General features: G+C 63.7%; 11 protein-coding genes, 1 tRNA gene and 1 pseudogene. 5 read left to right on the top strand and 8 right to left on the bottom strand.

Annotated features, from left to right (window positions below; translation table 11 throughout):
* Nucleotides 1-38: 38 nt before the first annotated feature.
* Together B0G38_RS23395 and B0G38_RS04870 are read right to left on the bottom strand one after the other, a co-directional pair.
* Nucleotides 39-560, bottom strand: a pseudogene (locus B0G38_RS23395) (zinc ribbon domain-containing protein); the annotation flags it as partial.
* Nucleotides 561-644: 84 nt separating this feature from the next.
* Nucleotides 645-1,559: a Nif3-like dinuclear metal center hexameric protein gene (locus B0G38_RS04870; RefSeq protein ID WP_264668401.1), complete on the bottom strand. Its 915-nt coding sequence runs from the start codon at nt 1,557-1,559 to the stop codon at nt 645-647.
* 100 nt (nt 1,560-1,659) lie between these two features.
* Here B0G38_RS04870 and msrA point away from each other — a divergent pair, with 100 nt between their 5' ends.
* From msrA to B0G38_RS04850, 4 genes are all read left to right on the top strand, one after another.
* On the top strand, nt 1,660-2,184 hold the full coding sequence (gene msrA, locus B0G38_RS04865) for a peptide-methionine (S)-S-oxide reductase MsrA (protein ID WP_264668400.1): 525 nt from the start codon (nt 1,660-1,662) through the stop codon (nt 2,182-2,184).
* Nucleotides 2,185-2,301: 117 nt separating this feature from the next.
* Nucleotides 2,302-3,237 (top strand): cysteine synthase A, encoded by a 936-nt coding sequence (gene cysK, locus B0G38_RS04860; protein ID WP_264668399.1) that lies wholly within the window; start codon nt 2,302-2,304, stop codon nt 3,235-3,237.
* Between the two features lie 43 nt (nt 3,238-3,280).
* Nucleotides 3,281-3,868, top strand: a complete 588-nt coding sequence (epsC, locus tag B0G38_RS04855) for a serine O-acetyltransferase EpsC (RefSeq protein WP_169996236.1) — start codon at nt 3,281-3,283, stop codon at nt 3,866-3,868.
* A gap of 153 nt (nt 3,869-4,021) precedes the next feature.
* Nucleotides 4,022-5,008 (top strand): diaminopimelate dehydrogenase, encoded by a 987-nt coding sequence (locus tag B0G38_RS04850; protein WP_264668398.1) that lies wholly within the window; start codon nt 4,022-4,024, stop codon nt 5,006-5,008.
* A gap of 67 nt (nt 5,009-5,075) precedes the next feature.
* On the opposite strand, the gene gndA is transcribed toward B0G38_RS04850, so the two are convergent.
* The 6 genes from gndA to B0G38_RS04820 all read right to left on the bottom strand — a co-directional run bounded on the left by gndA (nt 5,076) and on the right by B0G38_RS04820 (nt 9,698).
* Nucleotides 5,076-6,512 carry an NADP-dependent phosphogluconate dehydrogenase gene (gene gndA, locus B0G38_RS04845; RefSeq protein ID WP_264668397.1) on the bottom strand — a complete coding sequence of 479 codons (1,437 nt, stop codon included), beginning with the start codon at nt 6,510-6,512 and terminating at the stop codon, nt 5,076-5,078.
* Nucleotides 6,513-6,671: 159 nt separating this feature from the next.
* Complete coding sequence (locus B0G38_RS04840) at nt 6,672-7,628, bottom strand: class A beta-lactamase-related serine hydrolase (protein ID WP_264668396.1); 957 nt, start codon at nt 7,626-7,628, stop codon at nt 6,672-6,674.
* Nucleotides 7,629-7,785: 157 nt separating this feature from the next.
* Nucleotides 7,786-7,858: transfer RNA gene (locus B0G38_RS04835), tRNA-Val, on the bottom strand.
* A 62-nt stretch (nt 7,859-7,920) separates the two neighbouring features.
* Entirely contained in the window at nt 7,921-8,808 is an 888-nt protein-coding gene (locus B0G38_RS04830) for an NAD-dependent protein deacetylase (RefSeq protein WP_264668395.1), read from the bottom strand.
* A 7-nt stretch (nt 8,809-8,815) separates the two neighbouring features.
* Nucleotides 8,816-9,274 (bottom strand): peroxiredoxin, encoded by a 459-nt coding sequence (locus B0G38_RS04825; protein WP_169996226.1) that lies wholly within the window; start codon nt 9,272-9,274, stop codon nt 8,816-8,818.
* Between the two features lie 4 nt (nt 9,275-9,278).
* Complete coding sequence (locus B0G38_RS04820) at nt 9,279-9,698, bottom strand: DUF3052 domain-containing protein (RefSeq protein WP_264668394.1); 420 nt, start codon at nt 9,696-9,698, stop codon at nt 9,279-9,281.
* A gap of 398 nt (nt 9,699-10,096) precedes the next feature.
* Between B0G38_RS04820 and aceE the strand changes: the two genes are divergently transcribed.
* Entirely contained in the window at nt 10,097-12,838 is a 2,742-nt protein-coding gene (aceE, locus tag B0G38_RS04815; protein WP_264668393.1) for a pyruvate dehydrogenase (acetyl-transferring), homodimeric type, read from the top strand.
* Nucleotides 12,839-12,971: the final 133 nt, after the last annotated feature.

The raw sequence follows: 12,971 nt of genomic DNA, 5'->3' as shown, positions 1-12,971 counted from the left end.
TCGTAGAGCGCCAGCAAAGTTGGCTCGAATGTGCCCGCCAGCTCGGCGCGCTCCGCCGCGACGGACGCGCGCTCGGCTGCGATGGCGGCCAGGTCTTCGTCCCGGGTCTTCTCCAGTGCGGCCAGTTCCTCCCGAAGGGAATCATGGGACTTCTGGTGGTCGGCCTGCCGTACCCGGACGGCCTCGAGCCGCTCCATCACCTCGAGTTCGACGTCTTCAAGATCCGAACGCCGCTTGTTCAGCGACACGAGTTCGCTCTGCAGGGCGGAGAGATCCTTGGGTGATCCGGATCCGCTGTCCAGCCGCTTCTGGTCCCGGTCGATCCGCGTCTGGACCATTTCCACGTCCGTCTCGGCCCGCTGGAGTTCGCGCTGCGTGTCACCAACTTCGGTGTTGATCGTGACAAGTTCCGAATCGGCAGTGGCCAGCTTCTCCAACAGGGCATCGATGTCCGCGTTCTTGGCAACGGTGGCGCTGCGGCGGTCCAGCTGGGTTACCTTGCTGTCCAGTGCCTGGAGGTCAAGCAGCCGCAACTGCTCCGATGCTGGTGCTTTCGCCATGACAATCCTCCGGATCCTGCCGGGCCCCTGCGGCCCGGCGTGCTCTCTAGCCTATCCTTTTGCGCCTAATGCCCCGGCCCGGCATCAGGACCCGGGAGTCAGGACGAAATCCCACGGGTCGGTGTTGATTCCGCTGACGCTGACCTCAACGTTGTACCCCTGGTCCGTGAGCACGTTGTCTAAGGCATCGGCCGCGGGGGTAAGCCACAGCCACTCGCTGCCGAAATGCGAGACATCGATCAGATAGGGCCGCCCGTCGACCGCACCCTCCCGGGCTTCCGACGCCGGGTGGTGGCGCAGATCCGCGGTGACGTAGACATCCGCCTGTGCTGCCCGGACGGCGTCGAAGAGCGAGTCGCCGGCGCCGCCGCAGACCGCCACGGTGCGGACAATCCCGTCCTTGTCTCCTGCCACTTTCACTCCCCCGGCTACCGCGGGCAGCATGCTGAAGACAACGGCAGCGAATTCGCCCAGCGTCGTCCCGTCTGCCAGTTCCCCGACCCGCCCGATGCCTTCCTCGGGCAGGCCGTTCTCGGCAGCGGCCAGCGGGCGCACATCCCGCAGGCCCATGGCATCGGCCAGCACGTCGGAGACCCCGCCCACGGCGCTGTCACCATTGGTATGCACGGTCACCAGCGCGCAGCCGCCCTCGATCAGGCGGTGGATGGCGTCACCCTTGAAGTTCGAGGTTGCCACCGAGTTCACCGGCTTGAGCAGCAGCGGGTGGTGGGTGACCAGCAGGTCCGCGTCCCACGCCAGTGCTTCGGCGATCACCTCCGCCGTGGGGTCCACCGCGAAGAGGATCCGCTTTACCTCTGCCGAAGGCCTGCCCACCACAGGCCCAACCGCATCCCACGGCTCGGACAGGGACTCGGGCCACAGCTCTTCGATGGCCAGCAGTACGTCGCCAAGAATAGGGGTGCCACCTGCGTCCGGCGCAGGTTCGCTGGACGTGTCTTCGGCGTCCTGCTTGGGCTCGGGCTGCTCGTCGTCGTTCATACGTCCTTTTCTACCCCATTGGCTGGTTCGAGTGTGCGTTTTTTTCGTGACGTGGAACACATTGGGAATCTTGGCGGCCCGTCTGACATTGTTAAGGACCATGAAGACTTTTGTTTTGGGCGGCGGCTGCTTCTGGTGCTTGGACGCGGTATACCAGAAGACGCGCGGAGTGACCGAAGTGGTTTCCGGCTACACCGGCGGCCACACGCAGAACCCCTTCTATGAAGCGGTGTGCTCCGGAACCACGGGGCACGCGGAAGTCGTGGCGGTGACCTTCGAGGAGTCGGTGGTGCCCGGGGACGTCATTCTGGACATGTTCTTTGTCTCCCATGACCCGACCACCTTGAACCGCCAGGGGTACGACGTCGGCACCCAGTACCGCTCGGTCATGTACTACACGGACCAGGAGCAGAAGCAGGCGTTCGAAGCCGCGATCGAGCGTGCCCAGCCGCTGTGGGACAACCCGATTGTCACCGAGGTGTCCGCGCTGCCGACGTTCCACACAGCGGAGGAATACCACCAGGATTTTTACGCCAAGCACCCCGAACAGGGGTATTGCCGCGTCATAATCGACCCGAAGCTGGCCAAAGCCAGAAAATATTACGCCCAGTGGCTGGCGGCTTAGTCCGGCGCTGTGAGCGCTGGCTAGGCTAAACGTATCTTTGCTCCGGGCGTGTCAGCACTGCCCGCTGCGTGTACATCCAGATCGGCCATGGGCCGGAAAAGGCAGGAATCAGCAAAAATGGCACGTATTTACGACGACGTAACCCAGCTTGTTGGACGCACTCCCCTGGTTCGGCTTAACCGTCTGGCCGAAGGGCTGCCGGCGAAGGTCGCCGTGAAGCTGGAGTTCTACAACCCGGCCAACAGCGTCAAGGACCGGATCGGCGTCGCCATTGTGGATGCCGCCGAGCAGGCCGGCGCGCTCAAGCCCGGCGGAACCATTGTGGAGGGCACCTCCGGCAACACCGGCATTGCGCTGGCCATGGTGGGCGCCGCACGCGGCTACAACGTCATTCTCACCATGCCGGAGACCATGTCCACCGAGCGCCGCGTCATGCTGCGCGCCTTCGGCGCCGAGATCGTACTGACCCCGGGTTCCGAGGGAATGCGGGGCGCCGTCGAGAAGGCCAAGGAAATCGTGGCCACCACGGAAAACTCCATCTGGGCGCAGCAGTTTGCCAACCAGGCCAACGTCGCCATCCACCGTTCCACCACCGGCGAAGAGGTGTGGGCAGATACCGACGGCGAAGTGGATATCTTCGTTGCGGGGATCGGCACGGGCGGCACCATCACCGGCGCCGGCCGCCTGCTGAAGGAACGCAAGCCGTCAGTCCAGGTCATCGCCGTCGAGCCCGAGGACTCCGCCATCCTCACCGGCGGCAATCCCGGCCCGCATAAGATCCAGGGCCTGGGCGCGAACTTCGTCCCCGAAATCCTGGACACGGATGTCTACGACGAGGTGCTCGACGCCCCCACTGAAGCTTCGGTAGCCGTTGCACGCCAGCTCGGCATCAAGGAAGGCATCCTCGGCGGCATCTCCGCCGGCGCCGCCGTCTGGGCCGCCCTTGAGGTAGCCAAGCGCCAGGAGAACGCGGGTAAGCTGATTGTGGCCGTGGTCCCGGACTTCGGAGAGCGTTACATCTCCACCATCCTGTACGACGACATCCGCGGGTAAGTTGTCCGACCGCACAGCGGTTACTGCCGATCAGAAAGCTTCCATGGGTTTCATAGCGCGACTGCGTGAAGATCTCGAGACCGCCCGGTCACACGACCCGGCGGCCCGCGGCTCCGTAGAGAACTTTTTGGCCTATTCGGGCCTGCATGCCATCTGGATCCACCGGGTGACGCACAAGATGTGGGCCAATCCGTCGCTGCGTTTCCCTGCGCGGCTGCTCTCGCAGCTGGGGCGGTTTGTGACCGGCATCGAGATCCATCCCGGTGCCACCATTGGCCGCCGGTTCTTCATCGACCACGGCATGGGCGTGGTGATCGGCGAGACGGCGGAGATCGGCGAAGACGTCATGATCTACCACGGCGTCACGCTCGGCGGCCGTTCGCTGGCCAAGGTCAAGCGCCACCCCACTATCGGGGATCGCGTGGTCATCGGGGCCGGCGCGAAGGTGCTGGGACCGGTTGTTATCGGCGCGGACAGCGCCGTGGGTGCCAACGCCGTCGTTGTTAAGGACGCACCCCCGGAATCGATCATCACCGGCATTCCCGCGACGTTCCGGCACCGTGATCCGCAACGGGAAACGACGCCCGCCGTGGATCCGGCCGAATACATCGATCCGGCCATGTGGATCTGACCTGCTGACTTCCGAAGGCCCCGGACTGCTCCTGCGGCAGCCTGGGGCCTTCGGCGTTTCCGGCCACGCATCCGCTCGGGCCGGCTGACCTTGGCACGAAAGTGCTGCCCGCCGCATTCTGCTCGGCGGGCGAACCCGACGAGAGGACAAACCATGGGTGAAACCATCCGCATCGGCATTGCCGGCTACGGAAACCTGGGCCGCGGCGTGGAGGCCGCGGTGGAAAAAAACGCCGACATGCAGCTGACCGGGATTTTTACGCGCCGCGAACCGACGGACCTGGTGCCGCTGCATCCCGGGACCGCCGTCTACGCCATGTCTGACCTGGCAGCCTATGAGGACGACATCGACGTACTGATCCTGTGCGGCGGCTCCAAGGTAGACCTCCCTGCACAGGGACCGGTGTTGGCCGCGCGGTTCAACACCGTGGACAGCTTTGACACCCATGCGCGCATCCCGGAGTATTACGACGCCGTGGACCGGCCGGCACGCGCCAACCGGAAGACCGCGTTGATTTCCGCCGGCTGGGACCCGGGTATGTTCTCCATCAACCGGGTATACGGCGAGGCACTCCTGCCCGACGGCGACACGTACACGTTTTGGGGCCGGGGCCTGAGCCAGGGGCATTCCGATGCAGTCCGCAGGGTTCCCGGGGTAGCCGGCGGCGTCCAGTACACCATTCCCTCGCAGACGGCCATCGACAAGGTCCGCAATGGCGGCCGTCCGCAGCTGGAGACCCGGGAGAAGCACGTACGCGAGTGCTACGTGGTGCTGGCAGACGGCGCGGACCCCGCGGCAGTCAAAGAGTCCATCGTGACGATGCCGCACTACTTCGACCAGTACGACACCACGGTGCACTTCATCACGGCCGAGGAACTCGCCCGCGACCACCGCGCGATGCCGCACGGCGGTTTCTCGATCCGCAGCGGCAACACCAGCGGCGAGCATGCGCAGGTCATTGAATACGGCCTCACGCTGGAAAGCAACCCGGAATTCACCGCCAGCGTCCTGGTGGCCTACGCCCGCGCGGTGCACCGGCTGAACCAACAAGGCAAGTTCGGCGCCGTGACCGTCCTGGACGTGCCGCCGGGGCTGCTCTCGCCGAAGCCGGCGGCCGAGCTGCGCGCCGAACTGCTGTAGTCCGGCCGAAGCAGGCGGTCCTGCCGGAGCGGCCCATGAAGCCGCTCCGGCAGGACCCTTCGCATTCTTAGTGCGTGTCGACAGCCTCGACCTCGGACTTATCGCCGCTCCACTGCGTGTGGAAGGTGCCCTCGGCGTCGACGCGCCGGTAAGTGTGGGCGCCGAACAGGTCGCGCAGGCCCTGTGTCAGGGCAGCCGGCAGGCGCTTGCGGCGCAGGCCGTCGTAGTAGGCCAGCGAGCTGGAGAAGACCGGAACCGGGATGCCCAGCTGAACGGCGGTCGCCACGACGCGGCGCCAGGCCGGTACCGCTGCCGCGATGGCTTCGGCGAAGGCCGGAGCGAACAGCAGGTTCTCGGGGCGGTCCTCATCGGCGTAGGCCTTCATGATGTCGTCGAGCAGCTCCGCGCGGATGATGCAGCCCGCGCGCCACAGCGAAGCGATTTCGTCCAGCTTCAGTTCCCAGCCGTATTCCTTCGCGGCCGAGGTGAGCATGTCGATGCCCTGGGCGTAGCTGACCAGCTTCGACGCGAACAGCGCCTGGCGGACGTCTTCAACGAAGCCCTCAGGTACCTGCACCTGCTCTTCGTGGCCGGCCAGCACGTCCTGCGCCAGGGCACGCTGGTCCCGTTGCGAGGACAAGCCGCGGGCGAAGACCGACTCGGCGATACCCGATACCGGCGAGCCCAGTTCCAGCGCCGAGACAACCGTCCAGCGTCCGGTGCCCTTCTGGCCGGCGGAATCAACAACGACGTCGATAAACGGCTTTGAGGTCTTGGCGTCCGTATGTGCCAGCACCTCGGCGGTGATCTCGATCAGGAACGAGGACAGCTCACCCTTGTTCCACTCGGTGAAGATCTCCGCCTGCTCGGCAGGCTCGATCCCGGCTCCGGACCGCAGCAGGTCGAAGGCCTCGCCGATGACCTGCATGTCTGCGTATTCGATGCCGTTATGGACCATCTTCACAAAGTGGCCCGCACCGTCGGTGCCGATCCAGCGGCAGCACGGATCGCCGTCGTACTTTGCTGAAATCTTTTCCAGCATGGGGCCGAGGGAATCGTAGGATTCGCGGGATCCGCCCGGCATGATGGACGGACCGAGCAGGGCGCCTTCCTCGCCGCCGGAGACGCCGATCCCGACGAAGTGCAGGCCCTTTTCGGCCAGCGCGGCTTCGCGCCGGCGGGTGTCCTCATAGTGCGAGTTGCCGGCGTCGATGACAATGTCGCCCTCTTCAAGCAACGGAGTCAGCTGCTCGATGACCGAATCCACCGGTTTTCCGGCCTTGACCATGATCAGTACACGGCGCGGCTTCTGCAGGGAATCCACCAGCTCCTGCAGTGACTCGGTGCGGACGAAGTCGCCTTCATCCCCGTGGTGGTCCAGCAGGGCATCGGTCTTCTCCACCGAACGGTTGTGCAGGGCAACGGTGTAACCGTTACGGGCAAAATTCCGTGCCAGGTTGGCGCCCATGACTGCCAGACCTGTCACACCGATGTGTGCGCTCATTACTCTCCAGTGCTTGTTTACTTGCGTGGACCCGGGCCTGCTCGCGTGGGCAGCCGGGATAGGTATCCACGCTCCAGCCTAGTCCGGCAGTGCCCGGGCGGTTAAGCCGTTGCACTATTTTGCACGGCCGGCACTTGGCGCCCGCCGGCATTGCGGGACTCAGTTGGACCCGGCACTCCCCCGGGCCGCGTCGCTGCGTTCGAGTTCATGGATGATGCCCGCCACGTCTTCGACCAGCGAGACGCCGTCTTCCATCTCGGGATTGCCCGACGAGAGGACGGCGATTCCGTACTCCGTGCTGTCCTCGCTGACGTAACCGATGCTGTTGACATCCCATTTGCCGTCGTCGTCCTGCAGCCATCCATTCTTCAGGGCCACGGAGGCGTGGGTGGTACCGGAGGGCACGCCCCAATACTGGGACGATTCCACTCCGTTCATCAATTTCTGGAGGTAGGTCAACTGGTCTTCATTCAGCCAGTCCGTTCCGTAGATGACAGCGTTGACGATCTTGAGCTGGTCAGCCGCAGTGGTGGTCGACGCGCCCCAGAGCGGCCCTGCCTCCGTGCTGGTCAAGGCCAGCAGGTCATAGGTCTCCTGCAACGCCTCGGCAGCGCCAATGTGCCGGTAGAGCTCGTTGGTCGCGTCATTGTCGCTTGACTGAATCATCCTGGCCGACAGGTCCATCTCATCGGAAGTCAGCCCCCGGCCTTCCTCCGTGGCTTCCCGGATCAGCGTCAGGACCATGGACACCTTGACGATGCTTGCTTCCATATAGCCCTGGCGGGCGTTGTAGGTCCAGGTCTCATCCGTGGCCGGGTCATACACCGCGGCGGAAAACGTCTTCCCTGTTACCGCTGCATACTCATCCATGGCGGCGGAAAATTGCTGCTCATCCAGGCTGGGTTCAGGCGCCTTCGCATCCGCGCTTGCGCTTGCGCTGTCCTGGCCGCTCATCCGGAGATTCTCCACCTGGCTTGCCCTGGAGAGGGCCTGGGCCTGCAAGTCCTCGTCCCCGGCCCTGCTGTTGACCGCTACGTCTACAGTCTGCGCGGCAAGGAGGATGGCGGCCGCACTGCCCACGAGGGCAAAGATCGGCCGACGCTTGATGCTTGGCATTGACTACCTTCGGGTCGAAAACCGGTTTCATCTTTGCTACCACAGCAACATGGCCAGGGTCTCTGCGCAACCTGTGCGCGAGCTGAACGCCGACGCAGAGCCTGGCCACATTAGCCGTTAAACACAGCAGGGTTCCGTTGCCGGAACCCTGCGAGGGTGGGTCCTACCGGGATCGAACCGATGACATCCACGGTGTAAACGTGGCGCTCTACCAGCTGAGCTAAAGACCCAATGGTGATGTTTTGTACAGTGCCGCAGTGCGTTATCCGCCGCAACATCACAAGGAAATACTCTACCGGATAACCGGCCCGATGTGCCAACTGGACCCACCGGCACCATCAGCATCATCGGCAAACAAGGCTGGAAGCTCCGCCGCAAGGGTTTTCAGACTCTCCGAGAGGCTCGCCTCGAGCTTCACCGTCGCCAGTTCATCGCCGCGCGTGCTGCCGCGGTTGATGATGACCACCGGCTTGCCTGTTTTGGCCGCATGGCGGACAAACCGCAGCCCACTCATGACGGTCAGCGATGATCCCGCCACCAGCAGTGCCTCGGCCCGGTCAACCATGGCGTAGGCGGCGGCCACGCGGTCCTTGGGAACGTTCTCGCCAAAATAGACGAAGTCCGGCTTCAGCATCCCGCCGCACACTTCGCAGTCCGCGATGACAAAGTTCGCCGTGTCACCGACGTCGGCGTCCGCGTCGGGGGCTACGTCGCCGGGATCGGCTGACGAGTCGGGCCATCCGGGATTCAGTGCTTCCAGCCGGTCCGCGAGTCCGGAGCGGTCGATTACCCGGCGGCACTGCAGGCAGATGACCTTGTCGAAGCGCCCGTGCAGGTCAATCACGTTGATGCTGCCCGCGTCTTCATGCAGACGGTCCACATTCTGCGTGATCAGCCCTGTCATCATCCCCGCATGTTCGAGGGCAGCCAGAGCGAGATGTCCGGCATTCGGCTCCGCACGGTGCATGTGGCGCCAGCCGACATGGTTGCGCGCCCAGTACCGACGCCGCAGCAGTTCATCCGACACGAACTGCTGGTACGTCATGGGGCTGCGCGGCACGGAGTCCGGCCCTCGGTAATCCGGGATGCCTGAATCCGTGCTGAGCCCTGCGCCGGTGAGGACAGCAAGAGGACGGCCGGCCATGGCAGTGATCGCCTGGTCAAACTGCCCCCGGTCCATACGCTGCCTAAAGCTCTTTCAGCAGGCGGTGATACTCCTGGATATCACGCGCCTGGGTACGCGGGCTGTCGATCACATGGCGCAGGATTCCGTCCGCATCCACGATGAACGTTCCGCGTCCTGCCATTCCGGATTCTTCGTCGAAGACGCCATATGCCTTCGCCACGCCGCCATGCGGCCAGAAATCGGCGAGCAGGTCGAATTCGTAGCTTTCCTGCTCGGCAAAGGCCCGCAGCGCGAACTTATGATCGACGGACACAGCAAGCAATCGGGCGTTTTGATCCTTAAAGGACGCCAGATCGTCGCGAAGCGCGCACAGCTCACCGGTGCAGATCCCGGAGAAAGCGAAGGGGTAAAAGACGATAACTACGGACTGGCCGCGGAGATCGGAGAGTCGGATCGGCTCTCCGAACTGGTTGGACAACTCAAAATCCGGGGCAGCCTTGCCGACGGCGGGAAAACTCATACGGTTATTTATTCCTCTTGCTTACGAGCCGGGCTGCTGCCCAGTCATCGGAGACTCCTGCGGACGTAGTAACGTGCAGTCCTGCCGTGGGTGCTGCTTCCTGGATATCCGACGGCGGCACGTAGCCATCCCGTCCCGATTTCGGCGTCAGGACCCACACCACACCGCCGTCGTCCAGCATAGTGAGGGAATCCACCAGCGCGTCAACCAGGTCTCCGTCACCGTCGCGCCACCAGAGAATGGCAGAATCAACGGAATCCTGGTCGTCCTCGGTGAGCAGTTCGGAGCCAGTCAACTCTTCGATGTCGGCACGCAGATCGAAATCCACATCCTCGTCGTAGCCGAACTCCTGTATTAGGTCTCCGTCTTTGAAACCCAACTTGCCTGCCACATTGTCAACCGTGGCGGCCTCGGCCTCGCTCACTGTGCTCCTCCTGGTTGGAACTGTCTTGCAACTGTCATACCTGCATGTACAGGACCGGGTTGGTCCTCTAATGGATACTACAAGCCAACACCCTATTTGCGGATGCATCAAGCCAGCCGCCGCGTCCGACCTGAAAAAGCCAGCCCCTGCCGCAATTGTGATAGGGCGTCCTTCCACCGCGTAATCAATGGGTTCGCGGGCAGGTCCGCGGCTACGCTATGGCACTATGAGCGGCTAGAGTTGCACGAAGAATATCCGTGCGCGTCCAAACCGGACTGCGCCGGGATTCAGCAACCAATGCTTCCGCTTGAAGCCGGAGACATTGCCCGCCGTAAGCGCGGCCGGGACGCTTGACCATGCACGGCGCAGACACAATCTGCACATAAGAGAGGTTGGACGTGAGCGCAGGAGAAGATACCTCGCACATCCTGAGCGGGCTGACACACCAGCTCCCGGACCGCGATCCTGAGGAAACCGCGGAATGGATCGAATCGCTGGACCAGCTGATTCAGTCCCAAGGCACTGAGCGCGCACAGTTCATCATGCGCTCCCTGCTGCAACGAGCGGGCGCCCAGAGCGTCGGCGTGCCCATGGTCACCACCACGGACTACGTCAACACCATTCCCGCCGACCAGGAACCTGAGTTCCCAGGCAAGGAAGAGATCGAACGCAAGTACCGTGCCTGGTTGCGCTGGAACGCCGCGGTGCTGGTCCACCGCGCGCAGCGGCCGGACATCGGCGTTGGCGGGCATATCTCTACGTACGCCGGCGCCGCCACCCTGTATGAGGTCGGACTTAACCACTTCTTCCGCGGTAAGGACCACCCCGGCGGCGGCGACCACGTCTTCTTCCAGGGACACGCTTCGCCCGGCATGTACGCCCGCGCCTTCCTTGAAGGCCGCATGAGCGAAGAGGATCTGGACGGTTTCCGGCAGGAGAAGTCCAAGGCCGGCCACGGCCTCTCGTCCTACCCGCACCCCCGGCTAATGCCGGAATTCTGGGAGTTCCCGACGGTCTCCATGGGTATCGGCCCGATGAATGCCATTTACCAGGCGCAGTCCAACCGCTACCTGCACAACCGCGGCATCAAGGACACCTCGCAGCAGCATGTCTGGGCTTTCCTTGGCGACGGCGAAATGGACGAGCCGGAAAGCCGCGGGCTGCTCCAGCTGGCCGCCAATGAACAGCTCGACAACCTCACCTTTGTCATCAACTGCAACCTCCAGCGCCTTGATGGCCCGGTACGCGGCAACGGCAAGATTATGCAGGAGCTCGAAGCGTTCTTCCGCGGCGCCGGCTGGAATGTCATCAAGGTTGTCTGGGGCCGCGAGTGGGATCCGCTGCTGGCTGCCGACAAGGACGGCGCTCTGGTGGATGTCATGAACGAAACCCTGGACGGCGACTACCAGACCTACAAGGCCGAGTCCGGCGGCTTCGTCCGCGAGCATTTCTTCGGCAAGACCCCGCAGACCAAGGAAATGGTGTCCCACCTTTCCGATGAGGAGATCTGGAACCTCAAGCGCGGCGGCCACGACTACCACAAGGTCTACGCGGCCTACAAAACTGCCACCGAGTTCGAGGGCAAGCCGACCGTCATCCTGGCGCACACCGTCAAGGGCTACGGCTTGGGCACCCACTTCGAGGGCCGCAACGCGACCCACCAGATGAAGAAACTGACCCTGGATGATCTGAAGCAGTTCCGCGACCACCTGCGGATCCCGATCAGCGACGAGCAGCTCGAATCCGACCCGTACCGGCCGCCGTACTACCATCCGGGACAGGACTCCCCCGAGATCCAGTACCTGCAGGAGCGGCGCAAGGCCCTGGGCGGTTACGTGCCGGAACGGCGGAACACCGCGGAGCCGATCCATCTGCCTGACGACAAGGCCTACGAAGTCGCCAAGCGCGGATCCGGCAAGCAGATGGCTGCGACCACAATGGCGTTCGTCCGCCTGCTGAAGGATCTGATGCGGGACAAGGACTTCGGCAAGCGGGTTGTCCCGATTGTGCCGGACGAAGCCCGTACTTTCGGCATGGACTCGTTCTTCCCGACGTCGAAAATCTACAACCCCAAGGGCCAGAATTACCTGTCCGTGGACCGCGACCTCGTCCTGGCGTATAAGGAGTCGATTTCCGGGCAGATCCTGCACGCGGGCATCAACGAGGCCGGTTCCGCCGCAGCCTTCACAGCAGCAGGAACCGCCTATGCCACCCACGGCGAGCCGCTGATTCCGATCTACATCTTCTACTCGATGTTCGGTTTCCAGCGCACCGGTGATTCCTTCTGGGCCGCCGGGGACCAGATGACCCGCGGCTTCATTATCGGCGCCACGGCCGGCCGGACCACGCTTACCGGAGAAGGTCTGCAGCACGCCGACGGCCATTCGCCGCTGCTGGCTTCGACCAACCCGGCGGTCGTGACCTACGATCCCGCGTACGGCTACGAAATCGGACACATCATGAAGTCCGGCCTGGAGCGCATGTACGGACCGGACTCCAAGGATCCGAACGTCATGTACTACCTGACGGTCTACAACGAGCCGATCCTTCAGCCGGCAGAGCCCGAGGAGCTCGACGTCGAAGGTCTGCTCAAGGGCATCTACCTGCTGGCGCCGGCCAAGGTAGACGGTCCCCGGACCCAGCTGCTGGCTTCCGGTGTCTCGGTGCCGTGGGCGCTCGAGGCACAGCAGATCCTCGCCGACGAATGGGGTGTCTCTGCCGACGTTTGGTCCGTCACGTCCTGGACCGAGCTGCGCAGGGACGGCCTGGCGGCGGAGGAAGAAGCCTTCCTTAACCCGGGCTCCGAGCCGCGCAAGCCGTTTGTCACCGAACAGCTTGAGGGTGCCACCGGACCTATCGTTGCCGTAAGCGACTTCATGAAGGCAGTGCCGGACCAGATCCGCCAGTTCCTGCCCCACGAGTTCGCCACGCTCGGTGCGGACGGCTTCGGCTTCTCCGATACCCGCGCTGCTGCCCGGCGCTTCTTCAAGATCGACAGCCACTCGATCGTGGTCCGCGCTTTGGAAATGCTCGCCCGTCGCGGTGAAGTGGACCAGAACGCTCCCAAGGAAGCCTTCGACCGGTACAAGCTCAATGACGTCACGGCCGGTACGTCCGGAAACGCCGGCGGCGACTCCTGACCAAGCGGCAAGAACAAGAAAGGCAGCGGGATCTCCGGAAGGGGACCCGCTGCCTTTTTGTCCCCGCGACAGCTTCGGCCTCGGGAACAGTCCGTGCCTTTTTAGTAGGAACCACACAAAAGAGCGAATGGAG

It is taken from the genome of Crystallibacter permensis, assembly GCF_025960875.1.
Classification (GTDB): Bacteria; Actinomycetota; Actinomycetes; order Actinomycetales; family Micrococcaceae; genus Crystallibacter; species Crystallibacter permensis.
The sequence above is the reverse complement of the archived record's forward strand: the minus strand, read 5'-3'. Positions and strand labels throughout refer to the sequence as shown.